This window comes from Cedecea neteri (assembly GCF_000758325.1).
Lineage (GTDB): Bacteria > Pseudomonadota > Gammaproteobacteria > Enterobacterales > Enterobacteriaceae > Cedecea > Cedecea neteri_B.
In genome coordinates this window covers 3342382-3362124 of sequence record NZ_CP009459.1, presented here as the reverse complement: position 1 = coordinate 3362124, position 19743 = coordinate 3342382, and the positions used below count along the sequence as shown (strand labels likewise).

The following is a 19743-nucleotide window of genomic DNA, read 5'->3' as shown; positions in this document are numbered from 1 at the left end:
CTCCTCAGGTGGGATTAAAAGATTGAGTGATAAGTGCCCATCTCCAGTTGGATTGACTTAACTTGCGTATAGCTTTGCAGCGTCATCAGGCCGTTTTCGCGGCCAATGCCGGAATGCTTGTAGCCGCCGACCGGCATTTCTGCCGCAGATTCGCCCCACGAATTGATCCAGCAAATACCTGCTTCAAGCTGATGGATAACGCGGTGCGCACGAGTGAGGTCGTTGGTGACCACGCCAGCCGCCAGGCCGTAATCCGTGTCGTTGGCGCGGCGAATCACTTCCTCTTCTGATTCGTAGCTCAGGATCGACATCACCGGCCCGAAGATCTCTTCGCGAACGATTTTCATCTCATCGCGGCAGTCGGTGAATACCGTAGGCGCAACCCAGGCGCCGTGATCAAACCCTTCTCCACGCAGTTTGTCGCCACCGCACAGCAGCGTTGCGCCCTCTTCTCGGCCGGACTCGATATAGCGCAGAACGTTTTCACGGTGCGGGAAGCTGACCAGCGGGCCAAAGTTGGTTTGCGGATCCATCACGTTGCCTGCGCGAATGCGGCCCACGCGCGCCACAATTTTCTGTTCAAATTCAGCTTTCAGCGCCGCAGGAATAAATACGCGCGTGCCATTGGTGCAGACCTGGCCGGAGCTGTAGAAGTTGGCCATCATCGCGATATCCGCCGCCAGGTTGAGATCGGCGTCGTCGAAGATAATCAGCGGTGATTTGCCGCCCAGCTCCATCGTGACCTGTTTCAGCGTGGAGCCTGCGGCATTCGCCATCACTTTCTTACCGCTGGCGACGCCGCCGGTGAAGGAAACTTTGGCGATGCCAGGGTGTTCCGTCAGCAGTTGGCCGGTTTCTGCGCCAACGCCTGGCAGCACACTAAAGACGCCGTCCGGCAGTCCGGCTTCGGTGTAGATTTCGGCGAGCTTAAGCGCGGTAAGCGGCGTGACTTCGCTCGGTTTAAAGATCATCGCATTGCCCGCCGCCAGCGCAGGGGCAGATTTCCAAAGCGCAATCTGAATCGGGTAATTCCACGCGCCGATCCCGGCCACAACGCCCAACGGCTCCAGGCGGGTGTATACGAATGAGGTATCACGTAGCGGGATCTGCTGGCCTTCCAGGGTAGTTGTCAGCCCGGCGTAATATTCCAGCACGTCCGCGCCGGTGGCGATGTCCACGCTGGAGGTTTCGCTGAAGGCTTTGCCGGTATCGAGCGTTTCCAGCTCGGCCAGTTCATCGTTACGCTCGCGCAGAATATCGACCGCGCGGCGCAAAATGCGTGCACGCTCAACGGGCGTTTTTGCTGCCCATATTTTCTGCCCTTTCTTCGCTGCTGCCACGGCGCGGTCAACGTCTTGCTGGCCTGCGGCATGAACGACCGCCAGCACTTCGCCGTTAGCCGGGTTGATGGTTTCGAACGTTTTACCGCTGAGCGCATTCACGTAAGCGCCGTCGATATAGAGCTTTTGTTCACCAAATCGGGACATATTTTCTCCTCGCTAAATTAGGTTTTCACCGCAGCAACCAGGTGCTGGTTGATAAATTGCGTGGTCAGCACGCTCGCCGCTTTGCGGTCAAACGGCTTACCGCTCAAGGCCGCTCGCAGCCAAAGGCCGTCTATCAGCGCGGCAAGCCCATAACCCGCCAGCCTGGCTTCCTCCTGCGGCAGCTCTCGCCTGAACTCGGCGGTGAGCGTGGACAACAGACGGCGGCTGCTGACCTGCTGTAATCGGTAGAGCATCGGCTGATGCATGCTGCTGGCCCAGAATGCCAGCCAGGCTTTCATCGCTGCGCTGTGCGTTTGCGTCTCGTCAAAATTCCCATCCACGATGGCGCACAGTCGTTTCTCGGCAGAAGCCCCCGGCAAAGCTTTCAGTCGCCCCACCACCGCATCGCGGAGCTGGGCGGTGACGTCCCGCATGGTGGCCTCCAGCAGGCCATTTTTATCCTGAAAGTAGTGGCTGATGATGCCGGTCGAGACCCCGGCCCGGCGGGCAATTTGCGCCACCGTGGCATCATGCATGCCGACCTCATTTATGGCGTTTAACGTGGCGTCGATCAGCTGTCGCCGCCGTATCGGCTGCATACCTTTTTTCGGCATCGCCCTGCTCCATTCATCAATAATTGTTATCTATTTAAGCGTTTATTGATTGAACGTTCAATATAAAATGTGTATTAATTGTTACGCAAAGGCAATAAAGCCGCGAGTTACTCACGTTATAAATAATAAAAATGAGGATTTTATTTGAATAAATTCAATGAATTGATTTTATATCACAATTTAAGACCATAAATTGATTATGGAATTGTTAAAAAACAATCTCACCTGCATTCACAAGAAAAACTTAACTGCTCATCTGAGTAGTCACCGTTACTTAACCTGAGGTAATCGATGACGAATCCCGTTACTGCTTCTGCTACCAGTGAAAAAGACAAAATCAACCCGGTGGTGTTCTACACGTCCGCCGGGCTGATTTTGTGCTTTTCCCTGATGACCATCTTCTACAGTGATTTCTCCGCGAATCTGATTAGCCACACCCTGAGCTGGGTCTCCTCCCGCTTCGGCTGGTACTACCTGCTTGCCGCCACACTCTACATCGTGTTCGTGGTGTTTATTGCCTGCTCGCGCTTCGGCTCTATAAAGCTCGGTCCGGAACAGTCCAAGCCCGAATTCAGCGTGCTGAGCTGGGCGGCGATGCTGTTTGCCGCCGGGATAGGCATCGACCTGATGTTCTTCTCCGTGGCCGAACCGGTGACGCAATATATGCAGCCGCCGGAAGGTGCCGGGCAAACCATTGAAGCGGCGCGCCAGGCGATGGTCTGGACGCTGTTCCACTACGGCCTGACCGGCTGGTCGATGTATGCACTAATGGGTATCGCGCTGGGCTATTTCAGCTACCGCTATAATCTGCCGCTGACGATTCGCTCGGCGCTGTACCCTATTTTTGGCAAAAAAATCAATGGCCCGATTGGCCACACGGTGGATATCGCGGCGGTGATCGGCACCATTTTCGGCATCGCCACGACGCTGGGGATCGGCGTTGTACAGCTGAACTACGGGCTGAGCGTGCTGTTTGATATCCCGGACAGCCTGGGGGCCAAAGCGGCGCTGATCGTCCTGTCGGTGATTATCGCCACTATTTCGGTCACCTCCGGCGTGGATAAAGGTATTCGGGTGCTTTCCGAACTGAACGTGGCGCTGGCGCTGGGCCTGATCCTGTTCGTGCTGTTTATGGGCAATACCGAATTCCTGCTGAACGCGCTGGTGCTGAACGTGGGCGATTACATCAATCGCTTTATGGGCATGACGCTAAACAGCTTCGCGTTCGACCGCCCGGTGGAATGGATGAACAACTGGACCCTGTTCTTCTGGGCCTGGTGGGTGGCGTGGTCGCCGTTTGTCGGCCTGTTCCTGGCGCGTATTTCCCGTGGCCGTACCATTCGTGAGTTTGTGCTGGGGACGCTAATTATTCCGTTTACCTTTACCCTGCTGTGGCTTTCGGTGTTCGGCAACAGCGCGCTGTACGAGATCATTCACGGCGACGGCACCTTTGCCCAAGAAGCCATGGCGCACCCGGAACGCGGCTTTTACAGTCTGCTGGCGCAGTATCCCGGCTTTACCTTCAGCGCTTCGGTGGCGACGATCACCGGCCTGCTGTTCTACGTCACGTCCGCGGATTCCGGCGCGCTGGTGCTGGGGAATTTCACCTCTAAGCTGAAGGACATCAACAGCGATGCGCCCAACTGGTTGCGTATTTTCTGGTCCATTGCGATCGGCCTGCTGACCATGGGGATGCTGATGACCAACGGCATTTCCGCGCTGCAGAACATGACGGTGATTATGGGGCTGCCGTTCAGCTTCGTGATTTTCTTTGTGATGGCTGGGCTGTATAAATCGCTGAAAATAGAAGATTACCGCCGCGTCAGCGCCAGTCGCGATACCGCGCCTTACATGATGACCGCGCAGGATCGTCTTGGCTGGAAAAAACGTCTGTCGCGCCTGATGAACTACCCAGGCACGCGCTACACGCAGAAGATGATGGACACCGTTTGCTACCCGGCAATGGAAGAGGTTTCTCAGGAGCTGGAACTGCGCGGCGCGAAGGTGGAGCTTACCGTTGAGCCGCCGCTCCCGGAGGAGAAGCTGGGGCACCTGGAGCTGCGGGTGCATATGGGCGACGAACAGAACTTTGTCTACCAGATCTGGCCGCAGAAGTATTCGGTGCCGGGCTTTACCTACCGCGCCCGCAGCGGTAAATCCACCTATTATCGGCTGGAAACCTTCCTGCTCGAAGGCAGCCAGGGCAACGATTTGATGGACTACAGCAAAGAACAGGTGATTATCGACATTCTCGATCAGTACGAACGCCACCTGAACTTTATTCACCTGCACCGCGAAGCGCCGGGCAACAGCATTACGTTCCCGAACGTGTAGCGTTAGCACATCTTCTTATACGCGGCGGGCGTGATGCCCATTCGGCGCACGAAGGCCCGCCGCAGCGTGTCCACTCCGGAAAACCCGCTGACGGCGGGTATCGCCTTCACCGGCAGCTCGCCGGACTCCAGCAACTGTCTCGCCTTCGCCACCTTTTCTGCTTCCAGCCAGTCGCCCGGCGTGATCTGCATTTCCTGATGAAACAGGCGGGTTAAATGCCGCACGCTGAGGTGAATGTGGGCCGCCATTTGCTGCACCGTGGTCACTTCAGCAATGTTGGCGATGGTCCAGCGCTGGAGATCCTGTAGCGCGCTGCGGCCGCTGAGTGAGGTTTTCTGCTCACGGATGAAATGGTTCTGGTTCACTGGACGCTTGAAGAACATCACCAGATTAGACGCGACGTCCTGCGCGACTTCCCGGCCCAGATCCTCTTCCACCAGCCTGAGGGCGAGATCCAGCCCGGAAGTCACGCCTGCCGCCGTGCGTAATGCCCCGTCCATGACATACAGCGCATCGGCGGTCACTTCCGTGTCGGGGTAACGGGCAGCTAAAAGCGATGCAGCTGACCAGTGCGTAGTCACTTTTCTGCCTTGCAATAAGCCGGTTTGTGCCAGCAAAAGCGCGCCGGTACAGACGGAGCCAAAGCGGCGGCCTTGAGCACAAAGCGTGGTCATTTTTTCGCACTGTTCAGGGCTAAGCGTTCTGTCTGCTGCATCCGGCGCACCGGCAATCAGAAAGGTGGTTTCACGCCCGCTAACTGCCGTTTCAAGCACATCGTCAGCCAGCATTTTCACACCGGAAGAAGCGACAATCGTCGGGGCTTCCAGCGCAATAATCCGAGGCTGATAAACTTCGCGATGCAGTACGCGATTTGCTTCCGCAAAAACGTCCAGCGGCCCGGAAACATCCAGCAGCTGAACGCCCGGCACCGCCAGGATCAGGATTTGATGCGCCATTCTTTTCTCCACGTCGCGAAGTGCGGCATAAGTCCTAAATCGTCGTTATGCGACCATTTAAGACATTTCAAGTGCGGCTTATGCTACTCCAACCCCAACGTGAGGAGAAAGAGATGAGCTTAAAAATTAACGGCATTGCCATTCCAGACACCAAAATGGCGCGTGAAGCTACCCAACTGGTACGCGACACGGAATCAGATTTACTGTTTCACCACTCCAGCCGGGTTTACTACTGGGCGGCGCTGGCCGGGCAGCGGCGTGAACTGAAGGTTGACCAGGAGCTGTTGTACATCGGCTGTATGTTCCACGATATGGGGCTGACCCATGAACACTGCAGCTGCGACAAGCGTTTTGAAGTGGACGGCGCGTTTGTCGCGCAGGATTTTATGCGCCAGTACGGCGTCAACCAGGCCGATATCGACAAAGTGTGGACGGCGATTGCCCTGCATACCACGCCTGGCATCCCTGAGTTTATGGCGCCGGAAATTGCGCTGGTGACGGCAGGCGTAGAAATGGATGTGCTGGGGATTGATTACGATAAATTCAGCGACGACCAGCGTGAGCAGGTGGTGAAACTGCACCCTCGCCCGGCGGCATTTAAGGAAGAGATTATTCAGGCATTTTACGACGGGATTAAAAACAAACCGGCCACCACGTTTGGCAACGTGAAGGCCGATGTCATTCAGGATAAAGAACCTGGGTTCGAACCGCTGAACTTCTGCAGCATTATTCGTGCCTCCCGCTGGGCGGGCTAAGCAACGTCAGGCGGGTGGCTTAACTGTCACCTGCCCTGAACAGCGGCGAGTGTATCAAGCCCGGTACCCGGCTGCGGATCGTGAGCAAAAGCGCCAATAACCATAAGAGAAAGGATAATTGCCAGAAAGATGTTTTTCATAACCTGTGTTAACCGCTGTGCCGCCTGATGAGAACCGCCGTTATGCTAAAAGAAAAAGGCTCAAATTGATAAAGGAAATTTTCAAAGTAACGTCAATTTTTGAATATTCCTCATATTATTCGGCCTTTTACCCTTGCATTGGTTTTGAAACAAGATATATCCACTATCTACGCGCGTACCGTTGCTATTTTATTTTGAGTTTTTGGATGTGATTTTGCGATCGAGGCGGATCGCCGCAGAGTGCTGGCACGAACTGCGGCGTTTCAGGGGAGATATCAGGCTGGTTTGATCACGCCAATCCGTATCAGCATCACTGAAAACTCTTCGAGGCTGATGCCGTGGCGCGGATGGTCGAAGCGCAAGTTGAAGTTTTTCTGCAGCAGGTCATAAACCTCTTGTGCATGGGTAAAGACTGGTGCGTTTTCCCCGGCGCTATAGAGCGTATTCTTTTCGCCGTTGGCTTTGTACAAACTCAGCGTCAGGCAGTGGCGGAAGTGCGAGTGTGGCCACGTTGCCACGTAGTGGTTCCCGGCTTCGTAATCAGAGTCGTACTGCGGTTCGAGGCTGAAGCGATAAAGGTTAATCACCTTGTCAGCATCATGGAATTTCAGCAACCAGTCGTGCTCAACGCGTTCGAAACTGTACACGCCATGCGTCGTCTGCTGCATCTCACCCTCTACCAGGCGAACCGGTTCGGGCAGCGTTTTCCCCCCGAAACCAACGTCAGCAATCCAGTCCTGGCCGTCGACGGTAACCTTCGTGAGGCGGTGCGTCCTGGCAGGCATCTGCGGCGGGTTGGCCAGCAGCACGCGCGCCGCTAAGTTTTCCACCTCAAACCCAAGCCCGGCGAGAACGTTGCGGAACAGGCCGTTTTGCTCAAAACACCAGCCGCCGCGCCCGGCCACGACCAGCTTTTCAAAAACGCTCTCGTCATCGACATGGAGTGTTCTGCCGAGCAAAACGTCCAGATTCTCAAACGGAATAGCGCAGGCGTGCGCCAGATGCAGCGCACGTAACGTTTCTACGGTGGCGCTGCGTGGCCCGTGATAGTTAATACGGTCGAAATAAAGCCCAAGATCTAATGCCATTTTGCTGATTCCCTGCTGCGAATGAATGGCCTCACTATAAATGCGGAGCCCCGCAGGCAGATGATCGTTAGTGCTTTAGAGCATGCCGTTTCTGCCCAACACTTTATTGAGCTGCGGCAGCGCGCGAACCTGATTAGCCACGGCGGCAAGCTTCGGCGTGTGTTGGTCAAACCAGGCCTGCCGGGGCCGCCAGCGGGTCATCGCCGGCAGATACAAATCCAGCAGCGTTAGCTGTTCGCCAAAAATATAGGGGCCAGCACTGAGCTGCGTTTCAAACCACAGCCACAGCGATTCACGGTAGCGATAAAGGTTTTCGGTGAGGACCGTGGCCTCTTCTTCTACCCAACGTTCGCCGTAATCGCCGTAGGTAAAGGTGGGGTAAACGTTGGCCACAATCCAGATAAGCAAGCGATAAAACTGTTGCCGCTCCGGTGTGCCAATGGGCGGGGCATACTGCGGATGGCGATCGAGGATCCAGAGCGCGATGGCCGCGCTTTCGGTCAGTACTTCCCCGTTGTCCAGCACAAGGGTTGGCACCTGCGCCAGCGGGTTAATCACCAGCAGCCGATCCCGCATTGGCCCTGCGGTATCAAACCCGTCAACGTCGATGAATTTGTAAGGTTCCTCAACCAGCGTTAGCATCAATTCAGTAATGGCCGACCCAAAACTCGACACGCCATACAGTTTGTACATAAGTTTCTCCCGGCTTTCGCGTTATGTGTAGAATAGCCGCCCTACCAGCGTCTGCGAGAAGGAGCCTGCAATGAAAGCGAAATCTGTGACCCTGTACGATGTTGCCGAGTCGGCGGGCGTGTCTTATCAGACCGTTTCGCGCGTGATCAACCAGGCTTCGCATGTTTCAGCGAAAACGCGGCAAAAAGTTGAAGCCGCAATGAAAGCGCTGAACTATGTGCCGAATCGCGTGGCGCAGCAGCTGGCGGGGAAACTCAGCCAGACGCTTGGCCTGGCGACCACCACCCTTTCCCTGCATGCCCCTTCGCAGATCGCGGCGGCAATAAAATCCAAAGCCGGTGAGCTGCAGTTCAACGTGATGATTTCGATGGTTGAACAACCCGGTGTGGATGCAGCCTGCGCCGCCGTGAATAGCCTGCTTGCCCAGCGCGTTGATGGGGTAATTGTGAACATTCCGCTGGAAGAGGTGGAGGTGGAAACCGTGCAGGCAGCCTGCGGTGATATTCCCGTGTTGTTCCTGGATGTCTCCCCGGGAGTGAAGGCTAATCGCATCGTGACTGACGCCGCGTCAGGCGCGGGCCTTGCGGTGGAACATCTTGTCGCGCTTGGGCATCGTCATATTGCGCTGCTCTCCGGGCCAGAAAACTCGGTTTCCGCCCGGCTGCGGCTTGAGGGCTGGCAGCGCTCTCTGGCACAGCACCAACTTGCGCCGGTGGCGTTTATGCGTGGGGACTGGAGTTCCCTTTCTGGCTACCAGCAGGTTAGCCAGCTTTTGCGCGACGGGCAGAAGCCGACGGCGATCCTTGTGGCTAACGATCAGATGGCGCTTGGCGCGCTGCGTGCCATTCACGAAGCCGGGTTAGCGGTGCCGCAGGACATATCCGTTATTGGCTTTGATGACACCGAAGATAGCGCCTGTTTTCTTCCCCCGCTGACGACTATCCGCCAGGACTTCCGGCAGCTAGGCGAAGCCAGCGTGAACGGCATGGTGGCGCTAATTCATCGGGGAGGCGACTTAGCGGCGCTGCAGCCTGTCAGCCTCGTAGAACGCAAAACGACCGCCGCACCGGGGAGCCTGATGCAGCCCACAGCGGCACAGCTGGCCGACGAACTTTCCCGCCTCGCGCAGCAGATTTCGCGCCTGAAATAAAACCGGGTTTCTTTGTGAGGCCCATCACCGAATACGGCGTGATGGCTTTACTCCTGAACAACTGACGCTAAATTGTGAGCGAATAACAAATCACTCGCAGGCGCATCACTATGACCCACTTGTCACCTTCCCTCCATGCCACACTGGCCCGCCGCGACTGGGAATCCCCCGGCGTGACCCAGCTTAACTCGCTGGCGGCTCATCCGCCTTTTGCAAGCTGGCGTTCGCTGGAAGATGCCAGGGATGATAAGCGCTCACCGTCGCGGCAATCTCTTAACGGTGAATGGGCGTTTAGCTATTATCCTTGCCCTGAAGCGGTGCCGGAGAGCTGGCTCGGCGAGGATCTTCCAGAGGTTGACGCTATTCTCGTCCCGTCCAACTGGCAAATGCTGGGCTATGATGCGCCCATTTATACCAACATTACTTACCCGATTACGGTCAATCCGCCTTTTGTGCCGCAGGAAAACCCCACCGGTTGTTACTCGCTCACATTTGAGGTCGATAAAAGCTGGCTGACGAGCGGGCAAACGCGGATTATTTTTGATGGCGTAAACTCCGCCTTCCATCTGTGGTGCAACGGCATCTGGATCGGCTACGCCCAGGACAGCCGCCTGCCCTCCGAATTTGACCTGAGCGCAGTCCTGAAAGCCGGTAGCAACCGTATTGCGGTGATGGTGCTTCGCTGGAGCGACGGCACTTATCTGGAAGATCAGGATATGTGGCGCATGAGCGGCATTTTCCGCGATGTTTCGCTGCTGCATAAGCCGGACACACGCCTTGCCGACGTGCAGTTGCAGACCGATCTTAACGACGATTTTTCACGCGGCGAGCTGCGGGCGTTAGTCAAACTGGAAGGCCAGAACATTAGCGCCTGCGAAGTGCTGGTGCAGCTCTGGCACGGTGAGACATTGCTGGCGGCAAAACAGCAGGCTATCGGTAGCGGAATTATTGACGAACGCGGGGCTTATCACGACCGCACTACCCTGCATCTGCCGGTTGAACAGCCGCAGTTGTGGAGCGCCGAAGTGCCGAATCTCTATCGGGCCGTGGTTGTCCTGCTGCAAGGGAATGCGCTTATCGAAGCCGAAAGCTATGACGTTGGCTTCCGTAAAGTGGAGATTACCGGCGGGCTGCTGAAGCTCAACGGCAAACCGCTGCTTTTGCGTGGCACCAACCGGCACGAGCACCACCCGGTCAACGGCCAGGTGATGGATGAAGACACCATGCGGCGCGATATCCTGCTGATGAAGCAGAATAACTTCAACGCCGTGCGCTGTTCCCATTATCCCAATCATCCGCTGTGGTACAGGCTGTGCGATTTTTACGGTCTCTATGTGGTTGATGAAGCCAATATCGAAACCCACGGTATGGTGCCGATGAATCGCCTGAGCGACGATCCGACCTGGCTTCCGGCCATGGCGGAACGCGTCACCCGCATGGTACAACGCGATCGCAACCATCCGTCCATTATCATCTGGTCTCTGGGCAACGAGTCCGGGCACGGCAGCAATCACGATGCCCTCTACCGCTGGATAAAATCCAACGATCCCACCCGGCCAGTGCAGTATGAAGGCGGTGGCGCGAACACGGCGGCCACCGATATTATCTGCCCGATGTACGCCCGGGTGGATCAGGATCAGCCCTTCCCGCAGGTGCCGAAGTGGTCGATAAAGAAATGGCCGGGGCTGCCCGAAGAACACCGCCCGCTGATTCTGTGCGAATACGCCCATGCGATGGGTAACAGCCTGGGCGGTTTCAGCAAGTACTGGGAGGCATTTCGCCAGCACCCGCGGCTGCAGGGCGGTTTTGTCTGGGACTGGGTCGACCAGTCGCTGGTGAAACATGATGAAAACAGCCAGCCCTGGGCCGCCTACGGCGGTGATTTTGGCGACAAGCCAAACGATCGGCAGTTCTGCATGAACGGCCTGGTTTTCGCCGACCGCACCCCGCATCCAGCGTTACATGAAGCGAAACATGCGCAGCAGTTCTTCCAGTTTCGCCTTTTGCCGGACAACAGGCTGGAGGTCACCAGCGAGTACCTCTTCCGCCCCAGCGACAACGAACTGCTGGTCTGGACGCTGAAACACGAGGGCGAAATGCTGGCCAGCGGTGAACTGGCGCTGGACCTGGCACCAGAACAAACCTGCGTGCTTCAGCTTCCGCTGCCGGAGATTACGCGCTCCAGTGCTGTCTGGCTCAATGTCGAAGTCCGACAGGTACAAGCCACCTCATGGAGCGAAGCCGGGCATTGTTGCGCTCAGGCGCAGTGGCAGTTGCCGTCAGCGTTAGCGCAGCCCACGACCATTCCCGCCGGTTCTGCTCCGTTGCTGCAAATGGACGACAGGCACGTTGATGTGTTCCACGGCGATCAGCACTGGCGTTTTGAGCGTAGAAGCGGCCTGCTCAGCCAGTGGTTTAGCCATCAACGCCCTGCGCTGCTCACGCCGCTACAGGATAACTTCACTCGTGCGCCGCTGGATAATGACATCGGCATTAGCGAAGCCGCACACATTGATCCTAATGCCTGGGTGGAACGCTGGAAGGCCGCAGGCATGTACGACCTGACGCCGGAATTGTTGAGTTTCGACGTGGACGCCTTGAGCAACGCGGTGCTGGTTCGCACCATCCACAGCTGGCAAGGCAGTGGTAAAACGCTGTTTATCAGCTGCAAAAATTATCTTATCGACAGCGAGGGTGAGCTGCATATTACGGTGGATGTGGACATTGCTTTTGGCACGCCAGCGCCCGCGCGGATTGGTCTTTGCTGTCAGCTTGCGGATAGTGAATCTGAGGTAAGCTGGTTTGGACGCGGTCCGCACGAGAACTATCCCGACCGCAAAAGCTCAGCGCTGTTTGACCAATGGACGCTGCCGCTGGCCGACATGTACACGCCTTACGTTTTCCCGAGTGAAAATGGCCTGCGCTGCGACACCTCGTGGCTTGAATACGGCAGCCACCGCTGGCGTGGGGCGTTTCACTTCAATCTCAGCCGCTACGGCCAGAAACAGCTGCGGGAAGCCACGCACCGGCATTTGTTAAAAGAAGAGGAAGGCTGCTGGCTGAATATCGACGGCTATCATATGGGCGTGGGTGGAGACGATTCCTGGAGCCCGAGCGTCTCGCCGGAGTTTTTGCTCTCCGGGCCGCATTATCACTACGCTGTTAGCTGGCAGAAAAAGTAAGCGAAAAGGCCGCCGGTTACCTGGCGGCCTCTGTTTTAGCGAGCCAGCCAGCCGCCGTCGACGGCAACGGTGTAGCCGTTCACATAGTCCGATGCCGGTGACGCCAGGAACACAACCGGCCCCATCAGATCCGATGGAAGCCCCCAGCGCCCGGCCGGGATGCGATCCAGGATCTCACTGCTGCGATCCGCGTCCGCTCTTAACTGCGCGGTGTTGTTGGTGGACATATAGCCCGGCGCAATCGCATTGACGTTGATATTGTGTTTCGCCCATTCGTTCGCCATCAGGCGGGTAACGCCCATGACGCCACTTTTAGACGCGGTGTAAGAAGGCACGCGGATCCCGCCCTGGAAAGAGAGCATCGACGCGATATTGATGATTTTCCCCCCGCTTTTCTGCTTAATAAACTGCTTCGCCACCGCCTGAGAAAGGAAGAAAACCGTTTTGAGGTTCACGTTCATCACGTCGTCCCAGTCCTGCTCCGAAAACTCAAGGGCATCCTGACGGCGAATGATCCCGGCGTTGTTCACCAGAATATCTATGCGCCCAAAAACGGCGGCAGCTTCGTCGGCCACGTTTTGCAAATTCTCATAGCGGCTCAGGTCGGCGGCGATATTCACAAAACGTCGCCCCAGCGCTTCAATTTGCTGGCGGGTTTCCAGCGGTTCAGCAATGTTTACGCCAATAATGTCGCAGCCCGCCTGCGCCAGCCCAACCGCCATGCCCTGCCCCAGCCCGGTATTACAGCCGGTCACCAGCGCCACTTTTCCTGTTAAAGCAAACTGATCTAAAACCATGGTGTTCTCCTTGCGTGCGTTAGTGATTTAGCGAATATCTTTCATGGCGATGTGGTCCATGTCGTCGAACGTTAAGTTTTCGCCGATCATGCCCCAAATGAAGGTGTAGCGTTTGGTCCCGACGCCCGAGTGAATGGACCAGCTCGGCGAGATAACCGCCTGTTCGTTGTGCATGACAACGTGGCGCGTTTCCTGCGGTTTGCCCATCATGTGGAAGACAATGGTGTCTTCATCCATGTCGAAGTAGAAATAAACTTCCATACGGCGCTCATGGGTGTGGCTGGGCATCGAATTCCAGTTGCTGCCCTCCTCAAGTCTGGTCATGCCCATGCTGAGCTGGCAGGTGTCGAGTACCTCCGGCACCAGATACTTGCGAATGGTGCGCTTATTGCAGCTTTCCAGGCTGCCTAACGGCGCGGCCACCGTATCTGCACCGGTGATGGTCCTCGTCGGATACGCGTGGTGGGCAGGCGCGCTGTTGTAATAGAGTTTAGCGGGTGTTGCATTATCCACGCTTGTGAACGTCACATGCTTAGCGCCTTTGCCGATATACATCGCCTCTTCTTTTTCTACGCGATATTCGGTGCCATCGACGGTAATGACGGCTGCACCACCGATATTAATCAACCCCAGTTCGCGGCGTTCGAGGAAATAGTTCACGCCGAATTGCTTACCCACTTCTTCGCCAATTGAAACGCTTTTATTTACCGGCATAATGCCGCCAATCACGATGCGATCAATATGGCTGTATACCATCGTGTATTTATCGGCTTCGAAAATCTTTTCAACTAAAAACTCTTTTCTAATCCCGGCGGTGTCGAGCGTTTTAGCATGATCGCTGTGAATACTTTGTCTGATATCCATACATGACTCCTTAGTCGGTATTTAATTTAATGCGAGCAAGTCCCTGGCGGGTATATGCCATAAAAGGAATAAGTTATTTACTCTGAACGTCAGGTATATATTTAGGTAAACAATTATGGTGCGGGTTGTTTAGCGACAACAATCTCCTGGCCGATCTTGCTTTTTTTAACCTGCTTTGCCCAGAGCGCGGTAAGAATTGGAACCAGGAGAGAGGTAACGATCACGCTGGTGGCCACCAGGGCGGTAGCTGCCGGTGCCGCTGGTGCAAATTCTGGCACCATCTGAGCAATTAATACCGGCGTAGCCACCGCGGCACCGGCCGTGCTTGAGGCGGCTATGCCCGCCGTGCCGTCGCCGCCGCCGAGGAATTTATCCGCAAGAATCAGTGGAATGCCGGTGATCACAATCACCGCGAGACCCAGCAGGATCCCGGCCAGACCGGTTTCGAAAATGACCTGCAGCTTAATGGTATTGCCGAGCGCAAAGGCGAAGAACGGGATCAGCGTTTGCACCGCGCCACCGAACATTTTCCGCAAGTCGGGATCCAGGTTACCCAGCACAAATCCAACCAGGAAAGGCAGCACGGCCCCGACAAACAGCTGCGGCTCGAAGGAAGCAATCCCGGCGGTGCCCAGTATCACCATCGTCATCAGCGGCCCGGACTCCAGCGACATCAGGACAAAGGCACCGGCTTCTTCTTTGGAGCCATACTGATTCATCAGCGCGGCATAGAGACCGCCGTTGGTCATGTCCATGGCAGCCACCAGCGCCAGGGTGGAGATGCCTGCAAAAAGACCGGCTTCAACGCCGCTCAGCGGCAGAAACGACCCGACGGCCATGGCGACAACCCACGCGGTAGCAATTTTGGTGACCACCAGTACGCCGGATTTTTTCAGCATCGTCCCTGTGGCTTTTAGTTCAATCGACGCCCCCATACAAAAGAACCAAACGGCAAGGATCGGCACCGTGCCGGTAATCAACCCGTTGGTAAATGAACCAAGGTATTTGCCGGTGCCGGGAGCAAAGGTGTTACACAGGGCGCCTAAAAATAACGGCACCAGCATTAATCCCCCAGGGATTTTATCTATTGCCTTCTTAATTTGCATATCTGTTTCCTCAATGAAATAGTTAATAAATAGATTTTTTATTGCAGAACCCCAAGCGTAAACCTCCGAGAATAATCCTCGGATAATTTACGACTGGGTTAATACAGGTTTACTATTTAGCTATGGGTCTGGACTTGAGGCCAAAATTTAATGCATTTGATATTCTCTCAGTGGTTGCCAGTAAATGACTTAAATACTCTTCTTTTTTACCATTGGTGAATTGTGAAACCATGCCCGTTAGCCCGATGGCGCAAAGCACATTGCCCTGGACGTCAAAAACCGGAGCGGAAATACAGCGAATTTCATTGATATTTTCGCCATCGTCGTAGGCCCAGCCCTGCTGTTTCACCAGGGCGAGATGCTCTATAAAGCGCTGCTTGTCGGTGATGGTAGACTCCGTTTTCTTCACGAAAGTGGCCTTCGCCAGAATCTCTTCAACCTGCTCGATAGGCCGCCAGGCCAGCAGAATTTTCCCCAATGAGGTGCTGTGCAGCCGAATGCGCTTTCCTTCCCAGGAGGTTAATATAATCGCCTGCGGCGACTGAATTTTACTGAGGAAAAAGGCTTCATCACCTTCCATAATGCCCTGGTGGCAGGTCAGCCCGGTCAGTTCGACCAGCTCGTGCAGGTAAGGAATTGCCTCGAGGCGGATGTCCAGCCCGCTCGCTGCCAGGCCTCCCAGCTCAAACAGATGCAGCCCGAGAGCGTAACGCCCATCAACGCGCAGGCGGAGCATTTGCGTGGCGGACAGCACCTCCAGCAAATGGTGAGTGCTGCTTTTCGGGATAGCCAACTGGGTACTGATTTCGCTAAAACTGGCGCTGCCTTTTTCCGCAATAAAATCAAGAATAGCCACCAGTCTGACGGCTGCCGGCGCTTTACTCTCTTTTAAATTCTCGGGAATATGCATATTTATTTCCATTTAGAGACTCGTTTTATATATAGAACGCTTTTTGTTTTATATATCGAACCTATTTCACGACTTACTTTATGTTGTTTTTGTTTCATATATAGAACCTTAAAACTCATATGTGAAACAATATACAGAAATTAGCCTAAAAAACGTTAGGTGATGCAACTTATCATTCATGTCAGAAATTTATAATTTAAATGCGTGAAGCAGATCACACTTCGTTATTTTACTGATATCTTTGTTTTTCGAGGGTGGTTATTTAATTAAAAAAGACGTTCCCTTTCGAATTGAATAAAGGATGTTATATGATTGTTGGAAATATTAATGAATTAGGTTTAAATCCGTGGCTGTCGCCGAAAATAACAGAGGCGCTGGATTATGTTTTGAAGAACATCAACGCTGACTCTCCGGCAGGGAAATACGATATTGTGGGAGAAAATGTGTGGGTGATGGTCATTGAAGGAAATACCCGGTTAGCCGCTGAAGCTCTCCCTGAGTATCATGAGAAATACCTTGATATACAAATTGTTTTGGCCGGACAGGAAGGCATGGCGTTTAGCCTGAAGCCACCGCATACGGAAGTCATTGAAGATAAACTGGCAGGAAGTGATATTGCTTTTATTAAAACGCCGGATGATGAAACCATGATAACTATGAATGCCGCGGATTTTATTATTTTCTATCCCGGCGAAGTTCACAAGCCACTCTGCGTGCTTAATGGCAATGTCACTTCAGTCAAAAAAGCGGTCATTAAAATAGCGAAGGATTATTTGTAATACCCCCCGGACATTCTGTTCCAGGCTATGTCCGGGGTGAATAAAATTAACGCGTCAGGCTAAAGCTTTCGTCGATAAGCCCCAGGATTAATTCATCCGGTACCTTGTCAATTAATACCGTGACCCAATGCTCTTTATTCATATGATAAGCTGGTAAAATCCCCGGCTGCATTCTCAGCGAGCCAACGGCGCCAGGCATCACTTTGACGTTGAGAATATCGACGACTTCATCGCTTTCCAGTCCGAGTTTTGCGGCGGAAATACTCAGCACCACGCCAAACCATTTGCGCTTGTAGCGATGGCGCAGCACGGCGTAGTCCTTAAATTTATCCCACGGGTAGTCCGGCTCGACCTGATATCTGTCAAATACCGCCGCGAACAGCGCTTCTCGTTTCATCGTTTTTCCTTCACCGCGTGCCCCGGAAACTTATCCGGGCTCGCGGCTAGTATAACCTCAATTATTTGAAGTCGGTGCCTGGGTTAACTTTTTACGGTAAGCATTTTCTTGTCCGGGCTTATCACCAGCCAGACGGAGAAACAGACAATAACCGCGCCGATAATAAATACTTCGCTAATGGTTTCGTGCAAAATGAGGTAGCCCACAGCACGCCAAACGGCGGAATTAAAAAGGTCACCGTGAGGCTGCGTAATGGCCCGATGTCGGCGATTAAACGGAAGTAAAAAATATAGGCCACGGCGGTACAAAGGATCCCCAGACCCAACACGCTGAACCAGACATTGCCTTGTAACCAGTTTATGGAAGGACCGGTCGCCACGCTCCAGGCAAAGAACGGCAGCAGGAAAAGCACGGCACCAATTTGGCTGCCAAATGCGACGATTTTAGGGTCAAGCCCGCCCTTGTTGGAGATCCAGCGACGGGTTAAAAAGCCCGCCACGCCGTAGCAGCTCGTGGCGACCAAACAGGCAATAATCCCGGCGATTTTATCCTCGTTTGATTGTGCGTCACCGACCGAGGTAATCACCATAATCCCCACCAGGCCCAGCACTACCCCCAGCCATTTTCGCGCCGTTAATTTTTCACCAAAAAAAGAAAAACCAATAATGGCGCCCATTAGCGGCGTGGTCGCGTTTAAAATAGCGGAGTATCCGGCCGGTAGCCATTTTGCGGCCAGACAATACATAAAGAAAGGCAGCCCGGAGTTAATCGCGCCTAAAATAAGCGCCGAGCGGAATTTTCCCTCAAAGTGAAAGGATGATCTCAGAGTGAAAAGAATCACCGCCAGCCCGACAAAACCAAAAAACACCCTCAAAAAGGCTGTGTTTACCGCCCCAAACTCGGGCGTGGCTATTTTCATAAAAAGGAAGCTGGCTCCCCATACTGCGGCAAGAAATAACAGCCTGATATAATCTGACACACGCATGCCTTCACCCTTCCCCATAAAATAAGCGTTCGTTTATCATTTTGTTCGCTTAAACACGCTAAACCAGCAAGACTTTAAACGAGCGCCGGAGAAAGAAAAACCGTTTTCTGTTTGAGGAGAATTAGTTAGCAAGATTTAGGGGAAAGTAGACGACCCGCCAAACTCGAGATAAATTTTTGCCAGATTCTGGAACTGATTAAAGCGGTTTTCATCCAGCAACAGTTCTGCCTGGCGGCGTTTTTCCTGGGCATCGAGCCAGAATGAAATACGTGCCGCGCCTTGACGGTAGCGCACTTCATTTAAGCGCTCTGACTTACGCGCAAGCTCAAGCCCCTCCCGGAGCCTTATTTCCTGCTCCAGCAATTGACTGCGCAGGGAGAGTTCGTCTTCAATGCTGCTCATGGCTTTATAAAGCGACTGTTTAAACTCGAGCACTCGCTGCTCGTAATCGTTGCGGGCAATTTTTACCTCCACGCCCCGCTGCCGCCAGTCCAGGAACGGCAACGTCAGGCTAGCCCCAACGGAAGCAATCGGGTTATGCAGCACCGTGAGAAGCGAGCTGCTGCCGGTGCCGAGAGAGCCTGTCAGGCTTAAGGCGGGATAGTATTCAGTGCGCCGGATGTCAACGGTGGCCAGAGCTTCACGAACCCGCCACTCTTTAGCGCTGATATCGGGCCGGTGCATCAGCACACTGGCAGGGATATTCGCATTAACCTGCGGCATCCTGCCTGTGGGTAACGCAGTAGGTTCAACTCTCGGACTGCCCGGCGCGGTCCCCAGCAATACGGCCTGCTGGTTCAGCACCTGCAGGCGATCTCGCTGCAGCCCGGTAAGTCGGTTTTCCTGCGCGAGCAAACTTTGCTGCGCGTCCACAACATCCAGCGCGGAAGCACCGCCTGCACGATAGCGAGACTCGGCCAGACGCAGCGTCTCTTTTGAATAGCCGATGCTCTGCTGGAGGACGGCAATCTGCTGGTTCACAAAGCCAATACGCCAGTAATTATTACTGGCTTCGGAAAGCAGCGTCAGTTTTGCGGAGCGCAAATCCTCTTCGCTGGCATGGCTCGCCCACTCCGCCGCATCGCGCTGGCGAGCAATTTTGCCCCAGAGATCCAGCTCATAGCTGGTGCTAAGACTGGCGCTACTGCCTTTTGTCCAGCCGGACGAGTTATTGAGCTGATTTTTCCCGTCTACGGCCAGCGAGCCTTTTAGCCCAGGATCGTTAATGATGCCGACTCGTTCCGCGTCAAGTCTCGCCCGGTACAGGCGCAGCACGGCGAGAGCCACATCGTTGTTGCTTGCCATGACCTGACGCAGCCAGTTATCAAGATGGGGATCGTTAAACGCTTGCCAGTCAAACGGGGCAAGATCGCGGGTAGCATCGCTCTTGTCCCAACTGGCGGGATAGCGTACTTCCGGCGCGTGATAGTCGCTTTTAAGCGTATTTGCACAGCCTGCGCTCAGCGCGGCAGCCAGGCACAAAGCCAAAGGTGATAAAATTTTCAT

At 54.6% G+C, this 19743-nt stretch carries 16 protein-coding genes and 1 pseudogene; 5 read left to right on the top strand and 12 right to left on the bottom strand.

Going from position 1 to position 19743, the window contains the following annotated elements:
* Window positions 1-14: 14 nt before the first annotated feature.
* Together betB and betI are read right to left on the bottom strand one after the other, a co-directional pair.
* Entirely contained in the window at window positions 15-1487 is a 1473-nt protein-coding gene (gene betB / locus LH86_RS15755) for a betaine-aldehyde dehydrogenase (protein WP_039303192.1), read from the bottom strand.
* Window positions 1488-1504: 17 nt separating this feature from the next.
* Window positions 1505-2101, bottom strand: coding sequence for a transcriptional regulator BetI (betI, locus tag LH86_RS15750; protein WP_039303189.1), 597 nt, complete (start codon window positions 2099-2101; stop codon window positions 1505-1507).
* A 291-nt stretch (window positions 2102-2392) separates the two neighbouring features.
* On the opposite strand from betI, the gene LH86_RS15745 reads away from it, so the two are divergent.
* Window positions 2393-4435 carry a choline transporter gene (locus tag LH86_RS15745; protein ID WP_039303186.1) on the top strand — a complete coding sequence of 681 codons (2043 nt, stop codon included), beginning with the start codon at window positions 2393-2395 and terminating at the stop codon, window positions 4433-4435.
* A gap of 2 nt (window positions 4436-4437) precedes the next feature.
* Here the strand turns inward: LH86_RS15745 and LH86_RS15740 are convergent, their stop codons facing one another.
* A complete protein-coding gene (locus LH86_RS15740; RefSeq protein ID WP_039303183.1) occupies window positions 4438-5391 on the bottom strand; it encodes a GlxA family transcriptional regulator in 954 nt (317 codons plus the stop codon).
* Between the two features lie 113 nt (window positions 5392-5504).
* On the opposite strand from LH86_RS15740, the gene LH86_RS15735 reads away from it, so the two are divergent.
* Window positions 5505-6146, top strand: coding sequence for an HD domain-containing protein (locus LH86_RS15735; protein WP_039303180.1), 642 nt, complete (start codon window positions 5505-5507; stop codon window positions 6144-6146).
* A gap of 415 nt (window positions 6147-6561) precedes the next feature.
* Here LH86_RS15735 and LH86_RS15730 read toward each other — a convergent pair whose 3' ends face one another.
* Together LH86_RS15730 and LH86_RS15725 are read right to left on the bottom strand one after the other, a co-directional pair.
* A complete protein-coding gene (locus tag LH86_RS15730; RefSeq protein ID WP_039303177.1) occupies window positions 6562-7374 on the bottom strand; it encodes an arylamine N-acetyltransferase family protein in 813 nt (270 codons plus the stop codon).
* Window positions 7375-7449: 75 nt separating this feature from the next.
* Window positions 7450-8067 carry a glutathione S-transferase family protein gene (locus LH86_RS15725; protein ID WP_039303175.1) on the bottom strand — a complete coding sequence of 206 codons (618 nt, stop codon included), beginning with the start codon at window positions 8065-8067 and terminating at the stop codon, window positions 7450-7452.
* Between the two features lie 70 nt (window positions 8068-8137).
* Here LH86_RS15725 and LH86_RS15720 point away from each other — a divergent pair, with 70 nt between their 5' ends.
* Both LH86_RS15720 and LH86_RS15715 read left to right on the top strand, forming a co-directional pair.
* On the top strand, window positions 8138-9217 hold the full coding sequence (locus tag LH86_RS15720; RefSeq protein ID WP_039303172.1) for a LacI family DNA-binding transcriptional regulator: 1080 nt from the start codon (window positions 8138-8140) through the stop codon (window positions 9215-9217).
* A gap of 110 nt (window positions 9218-9327) precedes the next feature.
* A complete protein-coding gene (locus LH86_RS15715) occupies window positions 9328-12399 on the top strand; it encodes a beta-galactosidase (protein WP_039303169.1) in 3072 nt (1023 codons plus the stop codon).
* A gap of 35 nt (window positions 12400-12434) precedes the next feature.
* Here the strand turns inward: LH86_RS15715 and kduD are convergent, their stop codons facing one another.
* The 4 genes from kduD to LH86_RS15695 all read right to left on the bottom strand — a co-directional run bounded on the left by kduD (window position 12435) and on the right by LH86_RS15695 (window position 16076).
* Window positions 12435-13196, bottom strand: a complete 762-nt coding sequence (kduD, locus tag LH86_RS15710) for a 2-dehydro-3-deoxy-D-gluconate 5-dehydrogenase KduD (protein ID WP_039303166.1) — start codon at window positions 13194-13196, stop codon at window positions 12435-12437.
* A 27-nt stretch (window positions 13197-13223) separates the two neighbouring features.
* A complete protein-coding gene (gene kduI / locus LH86_RS15705) occupies window positions 13224-14060 on the bottom strand; it encodes a 5-dehydro-4-deoxy-D-glucuronate isomerase (protein WP_039303163.1) in 837 nt (278 codons plus the stop codon).
* A gap of 113 nt (window positions 14061-14173) precedes the next feature.
* Window positions 14174-15166, bottom strand: coding sequence for a 2-keto-3-deoxygluconate transporter (kdgT, locus tag LH86_RS15700; protein ID WP_039303160.1), 993 nt, complete (start codon window positions 15164-15166; stop codon window positions 14174-14176).
* Window positions 15167-15278: 112 nt separating this feature from the next.
* Window positions 15279-16076 carry an IclR family transcriptional regulator gene (locus LH86_RS15695; protein WP_039303157.1) on the bottom strand — a complete coding sequence of 266 codons (798 nt, stop codon included), beginning with the start codon at window positions 16074-16076 and terminating at the stop codon, window positions 15279-15281.
* Between the two features lie 308 nt (window positions 16077-16384).
* Between LH86_RS15695 and LH86_RS15690 the strand changes: the two genes are divergently transcribed.
* On the top strand, window positions 16385-16855 hold the full coding sequence (locus tag LH86_RS15690; RefSeq protein WP_039303154.1) for a YhcH/YjgK/YiaL family protein: 471 nt from the start codon (window positions 16385-16387) through the stop codon (window positions 16853-16855).
* Window positions 16856-16901: 46 nt separating this feature from the next.
* Here LH86_RS15690 and LH86_RS15685 read toward each other — a convergent pair whose 3' ends face one another.
* The 3 genes and pseudogenes from LH86_RS15685 to LH86_RS15675 form a co-directional block, all read right to left on the bottom strand.
* Complete coding sequence (locus LH86_RS15685) at window positions 16902-17252, bottom strand: MmcQ/YjbR family DNA-binding protein (RefSeq protein WP_039303151.1); 351 nt, start codon at window positions 17250-17252, stop codon at window positions 16902-16904.
* Between the two features lie 83 nt (window positions 17253-17335).
* Window positions 17336-18237: pseudogene (locus LH86_RS15680) on the bottom strand (DMT family transporter).
* Between the two features lie 135 nt (window positions 18238-18372).
* Window positions 18373-19743, bottom strand: coding sequence for an efflux transporter outer membrane subunit (locus tag LH86_RS15675; RefSeq protein ID WP_039303149.1), 1371 nt, complete (start codon window positions 19741-19743; stop codon window positions 18373-18375).